Source organism: Pelagibius sp. Alg239-R121 (assembly GCF_947331435.1).
In the GTDB taxonomy this organism is placed as follows: domain Bacteria; phylum Pseudomonadota; class Alphaproteobacteria; order Kiloniellales; family Kiloniellaceae; genus Denitrobaculum.
The window spans coordinates 1-22,047 of sequence record NZ_CAMZOF010000009.1 but is presented as its reverse complement, the minus strand read 5'-3'; the positions used below and the strand labels follow the sequence as shown (position 1 = coordinate 22,047).

Genomic DNA, 22,047 nt, shown 5'->3' with positions numbered 1-22,047 from the left:
GGGCGACGAACAGACTGACCGAAGGAGTCCTAAGGTGTTTAGCGCAGAAACCAGATATACCGTCAACGAGTGGTTCACCACGCGTAAAAAGCTGGTGATCGGTTTGATAGTCGTGGTGTTGCTGTTGATCTTCTATCCGGTCAGCATGCTGATCGCCCATAAGGTCAATGCCGACGTTGACTTCACGCTGGCCGAGGAAGAACTGGCGCCGGGCGGCAGCCGGGCCGTGGCCATGTCGATCGCCCTGATCGATCGCGAAGTGGAACAGACCGGCTGGGTCGCCAACAAGCCTTTCCCCTTCCCGTCTTCACTGCTCGACAATATGCCGAACTTCCAGATCGGCCTGATGTACGCCATGTCGCGCTTTTCCATCGAACTGACCGACGAGCTCGGCCGTTCGCGCGGCTCCAGCCAGGTCGACCCCGATCTGGATAAGGCTTCGGGCCTGCTGAAGTACGACGGCAAGATCTGGATCTGGGATCCCTCCACATCGCTTCTTCCGACCGCCAGTGCCGACCGTCAATATATTGCGGGCAAGAAAGCGCTGATGCGCTACAACGACCGCCTGGCGCAAGGTCAGGCCGTATTCGATCGGCGCGCGGACAACCTCATCGCTTTTCTGGAGCGGGTTGGTGCCGATCTGGGAAGCTCCTCCGCCTCCCTGGATCTGCGTGCGAACGCTTCGGATGCCGGCTGGTTCGATCTCTACGCGGACGACGTATTCTACGCCACCAAAGGCCGCCTCTACGGCTACTACATGATCCTGCGCGAACTCGGTGCCGACTACCAGGACATCATTGCCGAGAAGAAGGTCGGCACCGTCTGGCAAAAGATGCTCGATAATCTCCGGACGGCCGCCGAGATGGATCCGATGATCATCTCCAACGGTTATAACGACGGACTCATGATGCCAAGCCACCTCGCGGTTCAGGGCTTCTACCTCCTGCGCGCCCGGACGCAGTTGAAAGAAGTCGCGAACATTCTGCTGAAATAGCCGTTTTTGCGGTAGCGGCGCCAGCCAATGAACGAACCAACAAATTGCATCAGTTCGTCTGATACGCGCTAAAAGGTAGTGACTTTAAAGGCTTAACTCCCAGTTTACTTATTTGCCCTAACCTTGTGGCAAATGTATGTCATATTGAAACATAAATTGCCGCTTCTTGCCGCCCTACTTTTGGGTGCGTCGTCGCAGGCATTGGCGGCGAACGATAGCACTGGCGACTGCTCGTTCAATGCGACCTCGACTGCGACGAATCTCTGCCATGACCAGGCGGTCATGCGGGATTACGCGCTTGGTCTGACCTCGGAAACCTTTGTCACGACCCCGCCTGTCTCGCTGGAACCCAACGCCGAAGCAAAGCCTGAAAATTCGGCCCCCCGGCCGCTTTCACTGCTGTCAGGCGACCTTCTGCAGAGCCAGGAACCGGCAGCGGCGCCTGAGCCGACATCGGCGCTTGAGCCAACCATAACCCGCGATCTGCAAAAGAAGCGTCCCAATCCGGCGTCGAAAGTCGTTGTCGAAAAACAGCGCCCGTCCAGAGGCGCGAAGCCACAAAAAAGCAGAGTTTTCTCATCCTTCGTCCGCCGAGGTCCGATCGCGGGCGAACAAAAGACCATCACCGGCGCCGACGCCCTGCGTCGCTACGTCGCCCTCGGGGATTTCGCCGTTCCCGCTGATGCGACCGATGTGGCCCGCGCTTTCGATCTGTGGAATCCGCGCATTCAGCACGTCTATATGCGCGGCCGTCATTACCGCCGCGTTCTGGTCGGCCCTTTCTCCGATGGAGAAATCAAGTCGGTTCAGCAGCACCTGGACCAGCACGGCTTCAGCACCGCCTGGCCACTGCGCACGACCGCCGATGCGACACCTGAAACGCTGATCGCCCGTTACCCCGGCGACGGCTGACAACAAGCCCTTTTCCAACAGCTTTTTCCGGCACCGCAGTCCGCGAGCCGCCGCAGTCCTCGAGCCACTGCTACGACAACCCGCAAGCTCGCAGGGTCTGTTCGTTTTCGCTCGTTCCGGGTTGTAGAAGTATCGCTGTACTGCTGTTCGTTCAAACTGGCACAAGTCAGTGAAAACAGCGAACTCTGTTCCCGACGCCTGCTCAAAAAATTTGACAGTAGCCGCGCGGAGACTCTGAGACTCTGGCGGGATCGGTGGAGTAAGGCGGGCAACATCCGATTGGATGATCGCTCAGCGCTCTTTCACCGGTTCAATGAGAACCTTCGGGACCTTATGATGTAGATGACTCGTCGAGCGAGCATCCAACTTTCCAGCGGCCTGCTTTGATTGCAGCCGGTGTTATTCGCTGCTCGTGGCGGGGGCCTTCTCATCCTGCGTAACATCCTGGGCAGGCTGCGTTTTCTTGTCCAAACCGGCCGAGAAGCAGATGAGATCGCCGCTGCCGGCCAGAAAACAGTTCAAACCCCGGTCAATGCGCAGTTCGCCGCGCTTGAAAGCACCGACACCCGCAGTCTGTTCGACAGAACGCGAATGACGCATGTCGTGGTATGCGATCTTGGGGGCGTTTTCTTTTTTGGCGGCACCGGAATGTGCGGACAACCCTAACGCACCATGTGGCACGGCTGCGCTGGCTTGCCCCACAAAACAGGCAACGGTGACAGTCAACAAAGGCAGGCGGATTTTTCTAAGCATTTCACGCGTCTCCCGTCAAAACGGACTGACCATTCAACCGCAGACCGATTAATCGGCAGTGACGGTTCAGTCTTTCATTCTCACAGGAGTTGAATAGCGAAATCGCGTTAACAAACCGATAATATTCGCTCTGTAGTCGAATATATCTATTTGTAATATTTCACTTAAATACTATATAAATTCTGAAAATCGGAGGCCGGCTGCGGAAATTTACCTACGAAAAGGGGAGCTGCAGCGTTATTCTTGACTTACGCCAGCTTCCTTCACGAACTGCTGCTCGCGCCTGGCTCAACGGCGTGAAACATCTTCACAGCGCCAAAATTGCGAAGGATGGCTCGGATCGAAGCGGTCTTTTCAGCTGCGCTCTCGAAGGCTCAACGTCATCACCAAGGCTTCTTCGGTGACGACGTACCCACTTTGAACCACAGAGACCAGCGAAAGACTGGAGAGAGGCTAGAGAGCGTTTAGAGACGGGCCGTTATCGCTGAATCAGCGGAAAACGCGAACCGGCCCCTAAATCACATCAGCTAGGCGTCAGGTTCGTCGTTCGGCAGGATCTTAGTCGATTCCGCCTGCTGCTGAAGCTTCTTCCACCCCTGTCCGGCAGCAACCAGACAGGTCGTACCTTTTGGAGAGGACATAATCAGCGTCCAGGTTTTCCCGTCGCCGGTGGTCAGTATCTCGACCAGGCCGCCATTGTTGGTCACGCCGATAGCCACCGGCGCTTCGCTGTACTTGGAGGCAAGCGTTTGCAGAATTGAATCGCGATCATCGCATTGCTTCGCAGCAAGAGCAGGAGACGAGGCCATCGCCAAGCCAACGATCAAAGGAAACACCATACGCATTATCTGTTCCTTTCAATAGGTCCTGACCGAGCCGAAACCGACCGGTCATGACACAAGAATGACAGACGAACGTTAAGACTTTCTATAAGGCATGGTAAATCAATGGTTAACAAAGATTAGCTATCGCCAGGCATCAGCCTCTCTTCCCGTCAAAACCGCCAGATCGACCGCGCGGGCGTGGAGCTGTTAGACACCGGTCGGCACTGCCGCTATCGGACGCCTGCGCATATGCAGGATCAGTTTGACGACCATTGACGGTTCATCCGCTGTGGTCTGGCCTCTGGGCGCTACCGGGGTTGAATATTCAAGCTGGAAAATGCGCTTGTTACTTCGTCTAATTTAACTGTTAACAATCAGTTAATTAAATCTCAGATTGCGGTTCGAACCGGCCCGCATTGTTGCATTTTGCAATTTGCGTTGCATTTTGCAACGCATCACGGCGATACGAAAGCCTGGAACTGCAATTATCTTCAGTAACATAGCTTTGGATGCCGGAAATTACGGGGGCGGAAACCCGCTGTTTGACCCGTTTTTGTGTTGGATTCGGTACAAAAATACGGCGCCGACGCCATACATCCCGTAACTGGCATGGCCTTTGCTACTACACGATGTGGCACTAGCCCTTAGGAGCATGCTCGTTTGTGCTTCTAAGTCTATGGAAGTTACAGGGAAAACCAACTCAGCCGACAAAAATAGTGACGGCGAAGTGGCCCGGGCAAGTCCTGGGCCACTATTTTATCGAACCGGTTTTCACTTCGGCGACGAAGAGACGCAGATTGTGAGCCACAGGTAGTGACTGCGACAGGAATAGGCAAGCGAAGCTTTGCCGTTGACCCTTTTCCTGATGCCTACAGGAGTAGCCATTTGTTCCATCGCCCAGCGTCAATCGACGACTGCCAGACCTGCAATCGTCACCCCAGTATCTGCACCTGCTATCCGCTTTTAGCGATCTCCAAAACCTTCGCGCGCCGCAAGCCGGCAAGCAAAAGACCTTCGCGCCCGCGGGATCGTTTTTCAAATCTCCATAGCCAGCCCGCGTTTGCGCATCAGGAAGAACGTTAGTCGTAGCCCCCTGCGCCGCGGCTTCAACTTCGACCAGAGGATAGCCGGCCGATGAACAATTGGCGGTCGGGAGCTCATCTGAGATAATCAGACTTTACGAATCGTCTGGTTGGGAAGATCGAGCTTTGAGCAACACGCCTTTTGCCCTTTTGTTTGGAAAGAAAGCCTCCCAAAAGGTCCGTCAACTTGAAGAATTCTTGACGACGAACTGGGAAATCGCATGCTGCATTCCGGAAGAAACACCTGCGGACCAGCTTCGCGAGTGGGCGTTTCGTGCCAAGGCAGTTGTGAGCGGCCGACCGGATAGCACCCTCCCCGACCTGCCAAATCTCGAACTGTTTCAAATTCCCTTCACGGGCTTTGACTGGATAACGCCGGAGGAATTGCCGGCCGGCAGCGCCTTTTGTAATTCCTTCGAACACGAACCGGCCATCGCGGAATATCTGTTGCTGGGCATGCTGGAATGGGAAGTCGGGCTCTGCCGGGTATCCAGTGCATTCCGGGACAAAAGCTGGGATGGCAAAACGGCCGGCGCCGGCCCGACTCATGGTGAACTCAAAGGCAAAACTCTCGGTATTCTGGGATACGGGCATATCGGCCGCGAAACGGCCCTACGCGCGAAGGCCTTCGGGATGCGGGTCGCCGCGATCGCCAACAGGAAAAAACCGGCCGACAGTCTGGCGGATTGGCTTGGCACGCAAGACGATCTGGATCGCCTTCTGACAGAAAGCGATTATCTGGCGGTCTGCTGCCCATTGAACGAGAAAACACGCAACATCGTCGACAGCCGCGCTTTTGAGGCGATGAAGCCGAATGCCGTCATCCTGAACGTTGCCCGCGGCCCTATTGTCAACGAAGAAGCCCTGTTTAACGCGCTGCAGACGAAGAGAATCCGGGGCGCGGTGATCGACGTATGGTACCAGTACCCCAATGCGGAGAACCCATCCGTCAGGCCGTCGAAGTTTCCGTTTCACGAGCTCGAAAACGTCGTCATGACGCCGCACAATTCGGGCTGGACCGAAGAAACCATCGACCGCCGCTGGAGATTCGTCGCAGCCAATCTTGACAGGCTTGCCCGGGGCGAACCTCTGCAGAATGTCGCCTTCCACGGAACCGGGCAGCGTCAGGCGTCATCGAACGCCTGAGACGATGGCTAACCGACAGGCTCACCTGCGAGGAGACGGTACACGCTTACCTCGCGAAACTTGCCTTTAACCTGGAAGCTTCCGGCCGGCTCAAAGACGATATGCTCGTCCTGAACCTGCGAGGCGACCGCGTCCGATACAAGTGTCGTGACCGACTCGCCCCGGTCGAGTTCCTTTCCCAGGGATTCCAGGCGCTGGCCCGTGTTCACCGTATCGCCGACGATGGTGTAGTTCATGCGCCCCGGCGCGCCGATGTTGCCCACCACCACAGGGCCTGAATGAATGCCGATCCTCACGCGGATCCGGGACTCCTGATTGATCTCCCGCTTCGCGTTCTCGGCTTCGACCGCCTGCACCATCTTTAGCGCCGCGCGACAGGCGCGTATGGCCGTATCGCCCTGCTCGTCGGGGGCGCCCCAGAAAGCCATCAGGCCGTCGCCGATGAATTTGTCGATCGTGCCGCCCTCTGAATCGACACAGCCGCCCAGCAGCGCGAAATGCTCGTTGAGCAGGCTCGCCACTTCCGCAGCGGGCAGTCTTTCAGACTCCGCGGTAAAACCGACGATGTCGGTGAACATCACCGTCAGGATCCGCTCTTGTGATTCCAGGCTGCTGGCATCGCCCGTGCGGATCAGGCGTGTCACCAGCGTTCGGGGCACATAGGTCTCAAACCAGCGCAATCCGGCAAGCATGGAATTGAACGCAATCGCCTGATCGTTCAATTCGCGCACACGGCTCCCGCGTAGACTGCTGACATGTGCCAGATCGAGTGCACCGATCTGCGTCGCGCTCTGTGCAAGCAGGCTGATCGGCCGCGCCAGCCTCCGGCCAAGCAGGACCGCCGCCAAGGTTGCGATGACCGCAATCGCGAGACCTGCGGCGGCGGCAAACGCCAGGCGCTCTAATTCCTCGTCGGCGTCGTCCGAGACCAGCCAGGCGCCGATCGCCCAGGGTGGGCTGCCGAAGTCGTTTACCCAGCGGTAGAACGCGACATGTTCGACGTCACCGACTTCTGAAACCACCACATTGACCCCGGCCTTCGCCGCCCGGTCGAAGAACTCGGCGGGCTGACCCGACCAGATTCCGTCCAGCACGATATCCCCCACCCGGCCGATCGCCACGACGGGGTTCTCGATCGACTGTTCCGGATGAGTCTGCGTCAGCAGGGGATGCGCCAACACCCGGTCGCGGCCGTAAAGAATGAAAGCGTTCGCATTGAACAGGTCTCCGACCTCGGTCACGTATTTCGACAGCTCGGCCAGAGACACGCCTACGACAAGAAACCCAATGTATTCGCCTTTTACCCGAACCGGCTGAACCAGATTCACGTAACTGCGCCCGGACTCAGGAGAGAAGACGATATCGTCCCAGAAAGGGCCCGTTGCAATTCGTGCGCGGCCATCCTTGATCTTCGTGGCCTCGGAATTATCTCTGCCGCCTTCGATAACGGTGGCCGCTTGACCGGAAGAATCGTTCAGAATGACAAGCTGCCGAAAATCCTTGTCCCAATAGACGATCACTTCGATCTGAGGAGCCGCGGCAAGGCTGCCGGACAACAGATCGGTCAGCCGTTGCCGGTCGCTAGGATCGACCGCACCGGTCGCAATGCGCCGACGGACAAACTCCACCTGCGCCAGAGCCGGTTCAAGATACCCGCGAACGTCACTCTCGATGGATCCAACGATCAGTTCCAATTGGTTGTTGAGAAGATCGATTGTGTTGCGCTGGCTGGTCCAGAGCCCGATGAAGAGAACAAACGCAACAGCGGTCAGAACCAACACGGCCATACTACCCGCCAAGACCAGGGACACGGGAAAGGTCGAGGAACGCTGCCGGGTGGTGTCGGGCGACACGCCCTGGCCTGTCTGCTCACTGCGACCTGTCTGCTCGTTGCGCTTCAGGTTTCTGGCCGAAGAGGTCATCTAGCTTGTGGTCTTTCCTACAGTTCTTTGTCCGACCAGGGCTTTAGCCGCCGGTGAGCGAATCCCCCTGCGCCGGATGCACTCCGGTTGCCGGCGCAACATAACCTTCATATTGCGCAATGGCTCAGGGTTTTTTCCGAGCAGCAGGTGCAAAGTGCTACACTCCAACAGATTGTCGTTCGAATCGGATTTTTAATGAGAGACAAGCCCGACTGCTCATCTCTCCAGGTAGGCTGAGTGTCCAAACTATTCTACCACCCATCTATATATGCGGGTCTGTCTTGAAGATAAATCCCCGAAAAACGCTGCGTAAAAAGCCAGCGCATTAAAGATAGAGCGTACACCGGAACCCTCAGGGTTTGGGAACCGCAGGGAGATTGGGGGAGCATCGATATGAACAGCGACGCCGATAACGCCGAACTTGATCCCATCGAACCTGAGTCGACACCCAGTTCGACCATGAACCGCCAGGTCTTTGCCACCGAACTCCAGGCGATAGCGGGCAGCCGCCGCCAGCGGGGAAGTGAGGTGCAGGCTGCGATCCTGGAGCGAGCCCTGGAAAAATCCAAAACGGACCCGCGCCGCAAAGGCCCCAATCCCTCGATCGATCTGGGCCTCCTCGGCATGGCTTTTTCCGGCGGCGGCATACGCTCCTCGACTTTCTGCTTCGGCGTCCTGCAGGCCTTGAATGAAGCCGGCGTCGTCAAGCATGTCGACTACCTCTCCACGGTCTCGGGCGGTGGCTACATCGGTTCGATGTGGAGCTGTTTTCTCGAGAATTCGCGTGACGAGCAGGGCCGCCGTCTCGCCGAGGATCCCAGGTTCAAGGAGGCACCTCTCTTCAAGCTTTCCCACGAACTCGGGCGTGAAGAGGCCAAAGCCTTCCAGCATCTGCGCAACTACGCGAACTATCTCATGCCGCGCGGTTTGGCGGATGTAATGCGCTTCCCTGCCCTGTTGCTACGCGGTCTGATCGTCAATTTCATCATGCTGCTGCCGTATCTGCTGATCGCGGCCTGTGCAACGATTTGGATGTTCAATGAGCAGATCGCGCTCAACAAACTGGGTTTTGAAGGCCTGTTCAGCGGTTTCGACTATTCGCCCTACACGCCCAAGGCCATCATCGCCTACCTGTTTTTGATTATCGCCGGCACGGTTCTGCAATCACGCCTGAGAAGACATGGCAAAACCAGCATCAAATGGCGTTGGATCATGCTGGGACTTCATACCTTCCTGCTCTTGATCGTCGTTCTTGTATTCGTTTTGGAATATCAGCCCAAGGCAATTCACTACCTCTTCGGCCCTCGGGACGACGGCCTGTTTCAAGGCCTGGGCGAGTGGCTCTCAGGCTTTTCCGCCGTTTCGGGATTGCTGACGGCGGCCTTTTCCGCATTTGCCACCACCCGATTGTCCGCGCTTGCCAGCAAGAGCGGCCTCCTTCTGGTCAGCATCTTGGTTCCCTTCAGCCTTTGCCTCCTCTACTTCGCTTTTATCGCCTGGGCGGTCTTTCCCCAACATGACTGGCTGCGCGAACTGGTCTCACCACTCGACCTCACCTGGACCTATCTCGGCGCGGCCGTCGCCATCGGACTGCTTTCTCTCTACGGCTTTGATGTCAATGCGACGTCGCTCCACAACTACTATCGCGACAGCCTCAGTCGGACATTCCTGTTTTGCCTGAAGGGCGAAAATGTCGAGAGAGTCGACGATGTCACCCTGGGCAGTATCGACGTCAGAAAGTCTGGTGGCCCCTATCACCTCATCAATGCGGTCGTGAACAACCCGGATCTGAACGAGGTCAATCTGCGCGGACGCCGAGCCGAGTTCTTTATCTTCAGCAACGGCTATACCGGCAACAACCGCCTGGGTTACTGCGAAACCGCAAAGCTGGAACATCAGGATGCCGATGCAAATCTGGGCACGGCCATGGCGGTATCGGCCGCGGCGGCGGCTCCGAACATGGGGCAAAAGACGCTGAACCCCTTCATCACCTTCTTGATGGGCATGTTGAATCTGCGTCTGGGCTACTGGCTGCCGACCCCTGCCTGGGTCAACAAGCCGTTCATCCAGGATTCCGATGGCCTGGTAAGCCGTCTTCTGCCAAGCGTCGGACAGGTCGGTCCTATGTACTTTCTCAGTGAGCTCCTTGGGCTGCCAACGCTCAGCAAGCTCCTCAGGCTGGAAGCGCTCTTCAAACTTCTAGGGCTGCCGGCATTCGCAAATCACGGCTACATCAATCTGTCGGATGGCGGCCATCTGGAAAACCTCGGCGTCTTCGAGCTTCTACGCCGTCGCTGCGAATACATTATTGCGGTCGATGCGGAAGCCGACCCGGATATGACCTTCAATGGCCTGGCCACCATGATTCGCCTGGCGCGGACCGACATGGGAATCGATATCGACATCGACACCGCGGACCTGCGCAAGGACGAAAAAGGGCAGAGCCGGCGTCACTGGGCACTCGGCAAGATCAACTATAGCGACGACGAGGTTGGCGAACTCCTCTACATCAAATCCTCGGTGACCGGCAGCGAAAACGAATACATCACAGAGTATCGCGCGCGGAACCCGGCTTTTCCTCATCAATCGACGGGCGACCAGTTTTTTAACGAAGAACAGTTCGAAGCCTATCGGGCGCTGGGCTTCAAGGCCACCCGCAGCCTGTTCTATAAACAATCGCCGGTCACCAAAGAACAGCGCCGGTCAACAACTTCCCATCGCGAAAAGCATATCTCGCCTGTCGGTTTCGCTTCTGCAGATGAACTCTTCGACCGGCTTCGCGCCCGCAACACCGCAACACTGCAAGATCAGGATATCTTCTTCCATCTGACGGATCACCGCCGGGAAATCGAGCGGCGCCTGAGCGAGCCCGCCTTGTTTGATTATGCCGCCGAGCTCAACTTCGAACTGACGCGTCCAGAGTCCTCCACGGACACGAACGAAGCCGATGGCCCGGCAGCAGATTCGCCCCTGCCAACCGATCCTCTGGCCGTCGACCCTCTGGCCGCCGACCATATGATCTACGCCGGCGACGCAAGCGACGACAAAACTGAATTCGATAAAGAGCGTGAACAACTGCTTTATCAGATCTGTAATGAACAGATGCAGCTGATGGAGCGAGCTCTCGTTGGCTTACGTCTGGACGATTCGCGCAACCGGAGCAGACGAAGCAACATAGGCTGGATGAACCTGTTCCGGCGCTGGTCGCGCTCGAAGACGTTCCAGCGCATCTGGGCCGCCAGCATCGCCAACTACAGTACAGCCTTTAAACTCTTCTGCATCGAAGAGTTCAGGCTGGATTTCAAAATCAACTGGGTGCCGGCAAGCGTCGGCGATCTCACCCGGTCCGAACATGCCTTTCTGCCTGACCCGGTTGCTCAGGCGGTTATGACTGCCAGGACCACTGGCGGTTCGACTCAATTGCTGGAAAACGTATTCATTGCCCGTGTGAACGCGAGCACGACACCAGCCGCAACCGATCTTCAGCGGGCCTCCCGCCGCGACGGAAATGAGACCTCCTCCTTCCCGGTCGCCCTCGCCGTCATCCCGACCTTCGACGATGTGCCGGTGCTCACGCGCTTTCGAATTCGGCGCACCTACCTGAGTATCGGCTTAACGCGGCAGCTTCTGGAAAACCTCCGGCGTCATCCCGCAATGAATTCGTCAGGCCAGACGGAGCGAAGCAAGTGCTATTTCAAATTCGAAAATCCGAAGGATGAAAATGCCAGCCGCTTAAAGAGGATCCTTCTGCACCTCGGCTATTCGGACCATGGGTCGTGATCAAAAGGGCAGCGCGAAAAACCGAGACCGGATCATACGTTGTCTAGCCCAGCTCCATTCTTGGGTAGAGCCGCCGGCTTGGTATTTCTGCTCTCGTAATTTTTCATAAGGATCTAAACGGACTTCATCTTTGTCGATAGTACCGACGCAACATCCTCGATCGGACAGTCGCGCAGATCTTCGATTGTCGCATCATCAACCCAGAACAGCGACTTGATGATCGCAGCAGTCAGCTCGCAGTCACTCGTGCAGTGATGCCGCGACAGGACCAGTGCGTGATAGTTGCGTGCTCTCCCCTTGGTGCCCTTAATCTTCTTCCAACCGGCCTTCAACATTGAACGTCCGCTCTCGAGACCGACGGCAAAGGGCACTGTTGAGAACGCCTTTCGACCCCGTTTAGCCTTCTTTTTCTTGATAATGTAGGGCAAGGCCGTACTGAGGACATGGCTGTGATCATGGCTGTTTGGCTTGGAACAGGAACAACCGCTCGCACCCGCCAGAATGCCCTCCAGTTCCTTGATGTGCTGATGGGTCTTAGTCGCCGAGATGCCGGCCTGCACGGAGAAGCCGACAGAAAAAACGAGGCTGGCAACCAACAGCCCAATCGGACCGGCTCCGGCCAGCGTCGCACCCGTCGCCAATGCGACCACGCCGGGAGAGCTGGTCGCGATCTGGGCAACACTCACGCCGTAGGAGGCTACGGTCGAGCTGGCATTGCCGGCCTTTTTCAACATTGTATTCCGGTCGAGGATCTTGTTCCCCGGCGGCTTAGGCAACGGTCCCTTGAAGACTTCCCCGGAGTTAAACAGATGCTCGGGTGCATTGTCCCCATCGTCTTCCAATTGGTCTTCAACAGCAGCAAGAACATCAAAGGGATCTTGCAGTGACATGTCCGTTCCTCCCCGGCGATAGGTGTCCTAGGATTTCGCATCCAGGTTGATTTAATGAAGCGATACAACAGAACACAAGTGATGCCAACAAACAAAATGAACCGCGAAACCAGCGTTCAAGCTTCCACAAATCCCGGGACGGACCTATCGCCAAGCGAAGACGGATCCCCTCTACATTATCTCGTCATACGTCACCATGATCTGGCTGGAGCCTTGGTCACGTAAGGGAATCAATGCCTGATATTCGGGCGATGCGTGCCACCGCTGGATCGTTGCCGCATCAGGGAAGCGGGCAATGACGACCAGGTGATGCCCCTCCGGCTGGCCATTCAGAACATCGCCCATGCGTCCTCTAAATAAGAGCTCTGCTCCATAAGGTCTGGCGATCTCCTGAGTCTTTGAGAGGTAGGCCTGAAAGGCCTCCGGATCGGTTACCTTAATCTGTGAAATCATGATTGCAGACACTCTGTTCTCCTTTGTTTGAGATGTGATTTCTCGCGATGCGACGCGCGATCGTTGTTGATGAAACCAGTCGAGAGTGTGGACCTGCCGGTACAGATATCCCGGGCTTTTCCTCGTCATGGAATCTATAGGTGCGGAACAGGCCAGCGTTTCGTCCTTCAGTTTTTATTTTTATCTGTATATGCAGGTATTAGCGCAAATTTTTTTACTCCAGTGAATGGCAGGCATCTTCTATTTGACGGAGCACGCCCTCCAATTCACGCCACTGCTCCGCTCCCAGCCCGGTGAGAACCTGTTGTTGTGCCGCTTGCCAGAATGGCAGGGCTTCCTGGTACTTGTTCCGCCCCTTTTTGCTGAGCTGCACTGTGCGGACACGCGCATCATCACTGGCGCAATCCTTGACCAGACCCCGCCGAACCAGCACTTCGAGGTTTCTCGTCAAGGTCGTTCCATCGGTTGCCAGCAAGTCCGACAAGGCGCCGATACTTACCGCACCTTCCGTCGCGAGTGCCGCCAGCAGGGTAAATTGCGTGTTCTTCAGGCCGGTCGTCTTCAAGGCCGCATCATAGCTTTTCGCGGCCAAACGTGCTGCACGCCGCAGCCGATAGCTGACACAATGCGTCGGATCGAGCGCTTCTCGCAGATTCGAGCTGTCGCCTGTCATGATCTTTAACTATCTGGGTTCATTTTATCTGCATATACAGATATTGACGATAACGGAGTGTGTCAAGACTCTGGTCAAAATTTCACTTGTCCACTCTACGGACATTGCGAAAATGCTTCTGTTTTCAACGGCGTCGCAAAATTATCTTCGCGTATAGGAGAAGCAATTGAGCCGACGTCCTCGATTGACGGAAAAAAGAGAGAGAAGGAACGGCATGGCAATCACGGCCCTGGGATATCTCGGCGTTCGTTCCGACACTCTCGATGACTGGTCCGGTTTCGCGGGCAAGCTGCTGGGGATGCAGCAGGTCGATCGCGGCGGAAAGACGCTTGCCTTCCGTATGGACGACCGCAAACAGCGACTGGTCGTTGCCCAGGAACCCGGCAACTCCCTCGCCTTCATGGGGTGGGAGGTTGCAGCCAAAAGCGACCTGGAGAGCTTCGCCGCCCGCCTCGAAAATGCCGGAATCAAGGTGACGTGGGGTGGTCGCGAGTTGGCGGATCAACGCTTCGTCGAGGCCTTGATCGTCTTTGAAGATCCGGACGGCAATCGCATCGAGCTTGCTTGGAATCCCATGACCGACAGCGACCCTTTCACACCCGGCCGTCCGATCTCCGGATTCATGACGGGACCACTGGGGCTGGGCCACGCCGTATTGCATGTCCGCGATGCGCAGGCACTGCTGCCTTTCTATCGCGACCTGCTGGGCTTCGGGGTCAGCGACTACGGCCTGACGCCCTACCCACTTTACTTCTTTCATGTGAACGGCAGACACCACAGCTTCGCCATGTTGGGGTCCAGCCAGGCCGGTTTTCACCACTTCATGGTCGAATACAAGAACCTGGACGATGTCGGCCAGGGCTACGATCTCGCACAGCTCGAGGAAGGCCGCGTGGCCTTCACGCTCGGCAGACACACAAACGACTACATGACGTCCTTCTACGCCGCGTCGCCCTCGGGCTTTTTCGTGGAGAACGGTTGGGGTGGACGGATCATCGATCCTGAAAGCTGGGAAGCTCACGAAACCTTCGACGGACCCAGCTTCTGGGGGCACGAGCGGCTCTGCCTGCCGGAGAAAACCCGCACCCGTCTGCGCGAGATGCGCCTAGATGCCGCCGCTCGCGGTCTCCGTACGCCGCCGATGATCGACTGCCCCTGGCTTTACAGCGAAATCACCTGCGAGTGACCATGCCCACGTCAGCCGATTCTCCAGGTAACGCCGAACCCTCCAAAACCTACGACGTGATCGTTGTCGGTTTGGGACCGACCGGTGCGACACTCGCCAACCTGCTTGGCCTTTGCGGCCTGTCGACGCTTGTTCTGGAACGCGAAGCAGCCGCCTATCATCTGCCGCGCGCAGTCCATTTCGACGACGAGGTCATGCGTGTCTTTCAGACAATCGGCGTTGCCGAAGAAGTCACCAAGACCGTCAGGGTCAATCCGGGCATGCGTTTCGTCGATACCGCAGGCAAACTCCTTCTCGACTGGCCCCGTCCGCAGGAAGTCGGACCCAACGGCTGGCATGCGAGTTACCGCTTTCACCAACCCGATCTGGAAAAGATACTGCGTGACGCTCTGAAACGCTTTGATCAGGTTGACGTCTACAGCCGCGCAAACGTCCTCCAGGTCGAAGACCGGGGTGACCACGCGGAAGTTCAGTATGAGGACCTGGCAAGCGGCCAAAAATGTTCCGCGGCCGCACGCTACGTGGTTGGCTGCGATGGCGCGCGCTCCCTACTGCGGCAGCTTATTGGAACGGAGATGGAGGATCTGGGTTTCCGGGAACGCTGGCTCGTCATTGATGTCCTGCTAAAGCAGCCGAAACCGGAACTGGGAGATCACACGATCCAGCATTGTAATCCGTCGCGCCCGTCCACCTATGTCCGCTGCCCGGAAAATCGGCGGCGTTGGGAAATAGCTGTTCTGGATGGCGAGGAGTCTGATGAGATTTCCAGTGCCGGCTCAGTTTGGCAGCTTCTGGAGCCCTGGCTGTCGCCCGATGAAGCCGTGCTTGAACGCCAGGCCGTCTACACCTTTCATTCCACGATTGCCAGGCGCTGGCGCAAAGGGCGTCTGCTGATCGCTGGCGACGCGGCTCACCTGACGCCGCCCTTTATGGGTCAGGGGATGTGCGCGGGCATTCGCGATGCCGCAAATCTGGCCTGGAAACTGGCGCTCTGCATAAGAGCTTTAGCCGACGACAAGCTTCTCGAAAGCTACGAATCAGAGCGCCTTCCCCATGTGCGGGAATTCATTCAGACGGCTGTTCGCCTGGGTGGGTTGATCAATACCTGCGGCACCGAAGAGGCCTTGCGGGCCGCCCTGCCCCAGGCCGATGGTTCAGCCCGCATGGAAAGTATCCTCCCCAATCTGGGTCTGGGCCCTTCTGCTGGTTGCGATACCCACCGTGGACAGCTTTTTCCGCAGCCCCGGCTCCAGGAAAGCGGATTAATGGATGACACTGTCGGTTACGCGCCGCTGTTACTGGCCGATCAGGCACTGTTGAACGCTGATGAATTGACTCAGCCGGCACTCTCGGAAGCCGGCGTTGGCTTCCTGTCCACGGACGGCGAACCCGAGCTCGGCGATCACATCAAACGGATGGGCGCGAAAGCCGTCCTTGTAAGGCCCGACCGTTACATATTGGGCACAGCCGCAAACAAGACTGAACTGGCATCGCTGCTGGCCGGTGCCTACCCTTCTCCTCTCAATCGAACTCTGAATGAAAGCGACCTCAAGCTATGAAACTCTGTTCATTCCGCACTGGCGACAGAACCAGCTATGGACTTGTGTCGGGTGACGCTATCGTCGATCTCGGTGCGCGTTACAAAGACGCTGTCACACTGCGGCAATTTTTGGCGAGCGACGGGCTGGAGAAAGCAAAGACTCACCTAGAGGAAGCGCCGGATTGTGCAATGGATGCCGTCACGCTGGCGCCGGTCATCACCGACCCGGACAAAATTGTCTGCGTCGGCTTGAACTACCACGACCATATCAAGGAGACCGGACGCACAGTCACGGAGAACCCGGTTCTCTTTTCCCGCTATGCCGGCAGCCAGGTGGGTCATGGGGAACCCATGATCAAGCCTCTGGAATCCGACAAGTTCGATTACGAGGGCGAACTCGCCGTGATCATGGGAAAAACCGGCCGGCGGATCAGCGAGGCTGAGGCCCTCTCCTACGTCGCCGGCTATGCCTGTTACAATGAAGGAAGCGTCCGTGACTGGCAGCGCCACACGCATCAGTTTCTCCCGGGGAAGACCTTTGCAGGAACCGGCGCGTTCGGCCCCTGGATGGTGACCGCGGATGAAATTCCCGATCCCTCCGCCCTCACCCTGACGACGCGCCTCAATGGCGAAGTCGTTCAACACTCCGCCTGTGATCTGATGATCGCTTCGGTTCCAAGACTGATTTCTTATATCTCCACCATTCTTCCGCTCCTGCCCGGCGACGTGATCGTTTCCGGGACGCCCGGCGGTGTCGGTGCCAAACGCAATCCGCCGCTTTGGATGCGTGACGGCGATAGCGTCGAAGTCGAGATCAGCTCGATCGGCTGTCTGGTCAATCCGGTCGTCGCAGAAGGCTGAAGACCTCTGGTGCGTCTTCGAATAGAGTGGGTGAATGCGTCCTAGCTATCTGAAAAGCTGTTGGGTTCTTCATCGCACGCCAGTTGTCTTGCCACACCGAATGGCCAGGCCGGAATGAGCAGGAAGGATGAAACGGTCCGTTCCCTTGCCCGCGGACTCGCGGTCTTGCGGTATGTGAACGCTTCGGGCCAGGCCAAGGTCGCGGAGATCGCCAGGCAGCTCAAGATTCCGCGTCCCACGGTCTATCGCCTTTTGGATACGCTGATGGAGGAAGGTTACATCACCTATTCTCCAACCGACAGCAGGGTGCGCGTCACAATTCGCGCGGCCGGTCTCGGCGACAGCTACTCGGCCGCCTCCATGATCTGTCAGGCGGCCGGCCCTGTTTTCGGCGAGTACTGGCAGGAAATCGGTTGGCCGCTCGATCTCACCATCTATGAAAATGCGTCGATGGTGATCCATGAAACGACTCACACACGAAGTCCGCTTTCCATCGACCGGGGTATGATTGGATATCGTTTGCCTATGCTCCGTTCCTCGGCGGGCCGGGCCTACTTGGGGCACTGCGACGAAGGCGAACGGGAACTGATCCTTCAGCACATTCGAAATCTGGACGATCGGGAAGATATTCCCTTTCTCGAAACAGCACAGCTCACTGCACTGCTTCGCGAGGTTACCAAGCGGGGTTTCGCCGTGCGCGATACCGGCAGCTTCCGGCCCAAGACCTCCAGCATCGCCGTACCCGTCATCATCGATCAATTGGTTGTGGGTTGCATATCGATGATCTGGATCAGGACGGCCATGTCCGTGACGGAAGCAATCGACAGCTATGGCGAGCGGCTGCAGGAAATCGCCAAGCGGATCGCGTTAACAGTCGAAAGCACCTAGCGCAGATCCGGGTCAGGTGGATTGACGTAAGGCGGTCCCGAGAACGAGACCGCCGGTTACAATGTCAAAGACGACAGCGAGACCATGGTCTGCGCGCCGGATACCTCAGGCGGCAAGAGACGGCATCCCCTTGGCTGTGGCCATGCAGCAACCGCAGCACAAATCCCTGCAGCAGACCTCGCAGCAACACAATGACGCTGAGGCCGAATTGAGCCGGGCCGCAAGGCTCATGGGGTAATCAGGCTTGCCCCTTGTCGTCGCAAATCTGGTGGCCCTAATTCAACCACAGCAAGTTGTTGATTTCTTATCATTTAGTTGTTTTATCCACAGATTTTTATCTCTCTGATGGTTGTTGATGGTTGCCGGTGACTTTTATGTGCCCTAACCTAGGGCTGTAAAATCGAGTCGGCGTAATCGTCAAAAAGATGAAGGAGCGTAATGAGTTACGCTTTTGTTTCGCAATCTTTGCGAGATGCATTCTTGCGGCCTATCGGCAGAGGTCTCTGCGGCAGGTGCGAAAATGCGGTGTGTCTGGCTCGTTCGGCGGTGCCGGTTCCTTTGGGAGCCGGCTTTTTTGTGACCTGACGCCTTCTGCAGTCACAGGTTTTATTCGCGTGCGTAGTTTTTGGGGGAATAGCCGATGCTTTATAGCGTGTTGCGTTCGATTGGACGTACCTGTTCGAGGACACGTTCGAGGCAGCGTTTGCAAAGCACAACGCGTTCGGATGTGGCAGAGAATGCTGTCCAACGCAGCACGCTCTCGGTATCTCGTCTACTGTCGTGTGGATCTAAGTCTGCTGCGGGGCAGAAGAGCTTGCTGTTTTCAGCGGTTGCCGCAGCCTCGCTGCTGATCGGCGGCGCGTCCGCTTCGGCGCAGACCACGGTCGCGGGCGTGACGCCCGGGGCCATTGCGGTGGACGAGAGCGGCTCCGCCAATTACTCCATTCCTCTTTCGGTGCCGCCCGGTGTGGCGGGCATGGCGCCGAGCCTGTCGCTGATCTACGGCAGCCGGGGCGATAACGGGATTCTGGGCGTGGGTTGGTCCCTGGGCGGTCTCTCGGTGATCCACCGCTGCGGCAAAACCATCGCGCAGGATGACACCATCAGCGGCGTGAACTACAGCGCCAACGACCGCTTCTGTCTGGACGGCCAACGGCTGGTGGCGACCGACGGCGGGACCTATGGCGCGGATGGCACGGTTTACAGCACCGAACTGGCATCCTTCTCCAAGATCGTCTCCTACGGCACCGCGGGCAACGGCCCGGCCACCTTCAAGGTCTGGACCAAGTCGGGCCAGATCATGACCTACGGCGACACGGCGGACTCCGCTGTCGAGGTGCCGGGTCAGGCCGACATTCGCTACTGGTCGGTGAATCGGATCGAGGACCGGGTCGGGAACTACCTGGACCTATCCTACAGTGACGATACCACCAACAACGTGCACCAGATCGACCGGATCGACTATGCGGGCAACACTGTTGCAGGCACTTTGCCGAGAGCCTCGGTACGCTTTGTTTATGAGGGCCGGACCGACACCCGTGTGCACTACATGGCGGGAACCCGAACTCAGACGCTCAACCGCCTGAAGTCGATTGAAACCTACGCGACCTTTAGCGGCGCCGACACGCTGGTGAAGCGCTATGACATGGCTTACGAGTATGGTCCTGAGACTGGCCGTTCACGCCTGACATCACTGACCGAATGCGATGCCAACAACAACTGCCTTGAGCCGCATAGCTTTACATATCAAGGCGACGATCAGACCCACACAGATGCAGAAATCACAAACCTGTGGGGCATGTCGCTCGGCTATTGGTCAGGAGCTCACCGCAATCTCTTCACGTTGGATTACAACGGCGACGGCCTGACCGACGTTCTGCTTCAGGGCAAGACCACGACTCAACCAACCTATCTCCTGGTCAATAATGGCAATGGGTTTGACCCGGTCCAGACAGTTACCAACAGCTGGGGCATGTCGATCGGGTATTGGTCAGGCTACCACAGGAATCTCTTTCCACTGGACATCAACGGTGATGGTCTGACCGACATTCTCTTACAGGGAAAGAACACGACTCAGCCGAGCTATCTGCTCATCAACAACGGCAACGGTTTCGATACGGTCCAGACCGTCACCAACAACTGGGGCATGTCGATCGGCGGCTGGTCAGGCGATCATCGAAAAATCGCTATTCTCGATCTTAACGGCGACGGCCGGTCGGATATTCTGCTGCAGGGTACGACCAATACGCAGCGTACCTATTTTCTCATCAGCAACGGCAGCGGGTTCAATACCGTCCAGGATGCTCTCGTCACCAACGGCAGCACCATTGCCGGTTGGGCGGCGTCTCTGAGAAACCTGGTTCCCTTCGACTACAACGGTGACGGCATGATGGACGTTCTGCTTCAGGGCAGGAGTGACACTCAGCAGAGCTACATGGTCGTAAGCAATGGGAATGGCTTCGAACCTGCTATCAGCATTTCATCTGTAGCTGGTCTCTCAACCGCGAGCTGGTCGGCGACCCGGCGCAGTGTCGTTCCCTTCGACTACAATGGGGATGGTTTGAGCGACCTTCTTATGCAGGGAGTGAACGGGAGCCGACAATCAATCTTACTGATCAACAATGGAAATGGCTTCGAGCAGTTTGTCGATCTTGCGACACTGGGCGGGACCTCAACCGCCTTTTGGGGTCAGGATCGCCGCAGGGCAATACCGATCGATTACAACGGCGACGGCTTGGACGACGTCTTCCTGCAGGGCAACAATAAAGACCGCGGATCCTATCTACTTGTGAACAACGGCGACGGCTTTAATAATTTTGAAGACGTGTCCGCTCCTTGGGGCTTGACTACGGCTCATTGGGCGGCAGACCGGCGAAATTTTTTCACGCTGGATGCCAATGGGGACGGCGCAACAGATATTTTGCTTCAGGCAGTTGATACCAAACGCCCGTCTCGGCTTCTGACAGCAGACAAAGCAGCCCCCGATCTTTTGATCTCAGCGAACGACGGTCTCGGCCGCGTTGCTTCGATCACCTACAAGTCGCTGACCGATGCTACGGTTTACACCAAAGGCAGCGCAGCAACCTTCCCTGAGATCGACATCCAGGCACCGATGTACGTGGTGTCCTCGGTGAGCCAGGACGACGGTAAGACCGAGACGCCGGGCAATCTTGAGGGTCAGGCGGTCATCAACTACAGCTACGCGGGCGCCAAGGTGAACACGGAGGGTCGTGGCTTCCTTGGTTTCCGCACGGTGACGGCACGGGACGAGCAGACCGGGATCCTGACCACCACGACCTATAACCAGACCTATCCCTTTACCGGTCAGGTGGACAGCAGCGTCACGCGCCTGGACAACGGCCTGGTGGTCGATCTGGTCAAGGAGGTCTCGAGCACCTACGCCAGCAAGGAGATCTTCGACGGGACATTGACGAACCAGCCTTCCGTCCTCTTCCCCTATGCGGATCTCTCGACCTCCAAGGCCTATGAGATCTCACGCCAAGACCTGCAGAGCAACCAGGTCGCCGGCTTCCTGGTCTCCAGCACCACCACAACTTCGACCTACGACGACTACGGCAATGCCCTGAGCATCACCCAGTCGGTGACCGACGAGACCACGGGGGCGACCGGTGGGCAGGTCTTTACGACCCAGACCACCAGCCTCTACGACAACGACGAGACCAAATGGATCCTGGGACGGGTCACCAGCACGACGGTGACCAAGACCCGGCCCGGTGCACCCAACCAGAGCCGCAAGTCCGCCTGGGAATACGATTCCGCCAACGGCCTGCTGACCAAGGAGATTATCGAGCCGGATATCGCCAGCCTAAAAGTCACCGCCTCTTATACCTACGACGCCTTCGGCAATGAGACCGCGGTGACGGTCAGCGGCCAGGGCGTCACCTCCAGATCTTCCACCACCAGCTACGACAGCAACGGCCAGTTCCCGCTCTCCAGCGCCAATGCGCTGAACCACAGCGAAAGCATGGTGACAGATGCGCGCTTCGGGGTGGTCGCGAGTCTGACCGGCCCCAACGGCATCACCACGACCTGGGAATACGACGGTTTCGGGCGCAAGACCAAGGAACTGCGCGCCGACGGCACCGAAAGCCGGATTACCTATGCCCTCTGCAACACCTCTTG

16 protein-coding genes are annotated in these 22,047 nt (G+C 57.4%); 10 read left to right on the top strand and 6 right to left on the bottom strand.

The window, feature by feature from the left end:
• Positions 1-34: 34 nt before the first annotated feature.
• Both QMZ18_RS26625 and QMZ18_RS26620 read left to right on the top strand, forming a co-directional pair.
• Complete coding sequence (locus QMZ18_RS26625; protein ID WP_282609426.1) at positions 35-994, top strand: DUF2333 family protein; 960 nt, start codon at positions 35-37, stop codon at positions 992-994.
• Between the two features lie 156 nt (positions 995-1,150).
• A complete protein-coding gene (locus QMZ18_RS26620; protein ID WP_282609425.1) occupies positions 1,151-1,906 on the top strand; it encodes an SPOR domain-containing protein in 756 nt (251 codons plus the stop codon).
• Between the two features lie 399 nt (positions 1,907-2,305).
• On the opposite strand, the gene QMZ18_RS26615 is transcribed toward QMZ18_RS26620, so the two are convergent.
• Both QMZ18_RS26615 and QMZ18_RS26610 read right to left on the bottom strand, forming a co-directional pair.
• A complete protein-coding gene (locus tag QMZ18_RS26615; RefSeq protein ID WP_282609424.1) occupies positions 2,306-2,659 on the bottom strand; it encodes a hypothetical protein in 354 nt (117 codons plus the stop codon).
• Positions 2,660-3,186: 527 nt separating this feature from the next.
• Entirely contained in the window at positions 3,187-3,504 is a 318-nt protein-coding gene (locus QMZ18_RS26610; protein WP_282609423.1) for a hypothetical protein, read from the bottom strand.
• 1,259 nt (positions 3,505-4,763) lie between these two features.
• Here QMZ18_RS26610 and QMZ18_RS26605 point away from each other — a divergent pair.
• Positions 4,764-5,711: a 2-hydroxyacid dehydrogenase gene (locus QMZ18_RS26605; protein ID WP_282609422.1), complete on the top strand. Its 948-nt coding sequence runs from the start codon at positions 4,764-4,766 to the stop codon at positions 5,709-5,711.
• A gap of 8 nt (positions 5,712-5,719) precedes the next feature.
• Here the strand turns inward: QMZ18_RS26605 and QMZ18_RS26600 are convergent, their stop codons facing one another.
• A complete protein-coding gene (locus tag QMZ18_RS26600) occupies positions 5,720-7,633 on the bottom strand; it encodes an adenylate/guanylate cyclase domain-containing protein (protein ID WP_282609421.1) in 1,914 nt (637 codons plus the stop codon).
• A gap of 393 nt (positions 7,634-8,026) precedes the next feature.
• Between QMZ18_RS26600 and QMZ18_RS26595 the strand changes: the two genes are divergently transcribed.
• Positions 8,027-11,413: a patatin-like phospholipase family protein gene (locus tag QMZ18_RS26595; RefSeq protein ID WP_282609420.1), complete on the top strand. Its 3,387-nt coding sequence runs from the start codon at positions 8,027-8,029 to the stop codon at positions 11,411-11,413.
• 113 nt (positions 11,414-11,526) lie between these two features.
• Here QMZ18_RS26595 and QMZ18_RS26590 read toward each other — a convergent pair whose 3' ends face one another.
• The 3 genes from QMZ18_RS26590 to QMZ18_RS26580 all read right to left on the bottom strand — a co-directional run bounded on the left by QMZ18_RS26590 (position 11,527) and on the right by QMZ18_RS26580 (position 13,429).
• Complete coding sequence (locus QMZ18_RS26590; protein ID WP_282609419.1) at positions 11,527-12,303, bottom strand: hypothetical protein; 777 nt, start codon at positions 12,301-12,303, stop codon at positions 11,527-11,529.
• A 171-nt stretch (positions 12,304-12,474) separates the two neighbouring features.
• Positions 12,475-12,768 carry a DUF1330 domain-containing protein gene (locus tag QMZ18_RS26585; protein WP_282609418.1) on the bottom strand — a complete coding sequence of 98 codons (294 nt, stop codon included), beginning with the start codon at positions 12,766-12,768 and terminating at the stop codon, positions 12,475-12,477.
• Between the two features lie 202 nt (positions 12,769-12,970).
• Positions 12,971-13,429 carry a MarR family winged helix-turn-helix transcriptional regulator gene (locus tag QMZ18_RS26580; protein ID WP_282609417.1) on the bottom strand — a complete coding sequence of 153 codons (459 nt, stop codon included), beginning with the start codon at positions 13,427-13,429 and terminating at the stop codon, positions 12,971-12,973.
• Between the two features lie 214 nt (positions 13,430-13,643).
• Here QMZ18_RS26580 and QMZ18_RS26575 point away from each other — a divergent pair, with 214 nt between their 5' ends.
• The 6 genes from QMZ18_RS26575 to QMZ18_RS26550 form a co-directional block, all read left to right on the top strand.
• Positions 13,644-14,615 carry a VOC family protein gene (locus tag QMZ18_RS26575; protein WP_282609416.1) on the top strand — a complete coding sequence of 324 codons (972 nt, stop codon included), beginning with the start codon at positions 13,644-13,646 and terminating at the stop codon, positions 14,613-14,615.
• A gap of 2 nt (positions 14,616-14,617) precedes the next feature.
• Entirely contained in the window at positions 14,618-16,174 is a 1,557-nt protein-coding gene (locus tag QMZ18_RS26570) for a bifunctional 3-(3-hydroxy-phenyl)propionate/3-hydroxycinnamic acid hydroxylase (protein ID WP_282609415.1), read from the top strand.
• Positions 16,171-17,016: a fumarylacetoacetate hydrolase family protein gene (locus QMZ18_RS26565; protein WP_282609414.1), complete on the top strand. Its 846-nt coding sequence runs from the start codon at positions 16,171-16,173 to the stop codon at positions 17,014-17,016. Before QMZ18_RS26570 ends, QMZ18_RS26565 begins: the two co-directional genes overlap by 4 nt.
• Before the next feature lie 114 nt (positions 17,017-17,130).
• Positions 17,131-17,904 (top strand): DNA-binding transcriptional regulator, encoded by a 774-nt coding sequence (locus tag QMZ18_RS26560; RefSeq protein WP_282609413.1) that lies wholly within the window; start codon positions 17,131-17,133, stop codon positions 17,902-17,904.
• A gap of 61 nt (positions 17,905-17,965) precedes the next feature.
• Positions 17,966-18,142, top strand: coding sequence for an integrase (locus QMZ18_RS26555; protein WP_282609412.1), 177 nt, complete (start codon positions 17,966-17,968; stop codon positions 18,140-18,142).
• A 576-nt stretch (positions 18,143-18,718) separates the two neighbouring features.
• On the top strand, positions 18,719-22,047 hold a 3,329-nt coding region (locus tag QMZ18_RS26550; RefSeq protein WP_282609411.1), incomplete at its 3' end, for an FG-GAP-like repeat-containing protein.

What these genes read in the sequence shown, in the direction of transcription:
- QMZ18_RS26615 (WP_282609424.1), bottom strand. Translation starts at nt 2,659, where the DNA reads ATGCTTAGAAAAATCCGCCTGCCTTTGTTGACTGTCACCGTTGCCTGT.
- QMZ18_RS26610 (WP_282609423.1), bottom strand. Translation starts at nt 3,504, where the DNA reads ATGCGTATGGTGTTTCCTTTGATCGTTGGCTTGGCGATGGCCTCGTCT.
- QMZ18_RS26600 (WP_282609421.1), bottom strand. Translation starts at nt 7,633, where the DNA reads ATGACCTCTTCGGCCAGAAACCTGAAGCGCAACGAGCAGACAGGTCGC.
- QMZ18_RS26595 (WP_282609420.1), top strand. Translation starts at nt 8,027, where the DNA reads ATGAACAGCGACGCCGATAACGCCGAACTTGATCCCATCGAACCTGAG.
- QMZ18_RS26590 (WP_282609419.1), bottom strand. Translation starts at nt 12,303, where the DNA reads ATGTCACTGCAAGATCCCTTTGATGTTCTTGCTGCTGTTGAAGACCAA.
- QMZ18_RS26580 (WP_282609417.1), bottom strand. Translation starts at nt 13,429, where the DNA reads ATGACAGGCGACAGCTCGAATCTGCGAGAAGCGCTCGATCCGACGCAT.
- QMZ18_RS26575 (WP_282609416.1), top strand. Translation starts at nt 13,644, where the DNA reads ATGGCAATCACGGCCCTGGGATATCTCGGCGTTCGTTCCGACACTCTC.
- QMZ18_RS26570 (WP_282609415.1), top strand. Translation starts at nt 14,618, where the DNA reads ATGCCCACGTCAGCCGATTCTCCAGGTAACGCCGAACCCTCCAAAACC.
- QMZ18_RS26565 (WP_282609414.1), top strand. Translation starts at nt 16,171, where the DNA reads ATGAAACTCTGTTCATTCCGCACTGGCGACAGAACCAGCTATGGACTT.
- QMZ18_RS26560 (WP_282609413.1), top strand. Translation starts at nt 17,131, where the DNA reads ATGAGCAGGAAGGATGAAACGGTCCGTTCCCTTGCCCGCGGACTCGCG.
- QMZ18_RS26555 (WP_282609412.1), top strand. Translation starts at nt 17,966, where the DNA reads ATGTCAAAGACGACAGCGAGACCATGGTCTGCGCGCCGGATACCTCAG.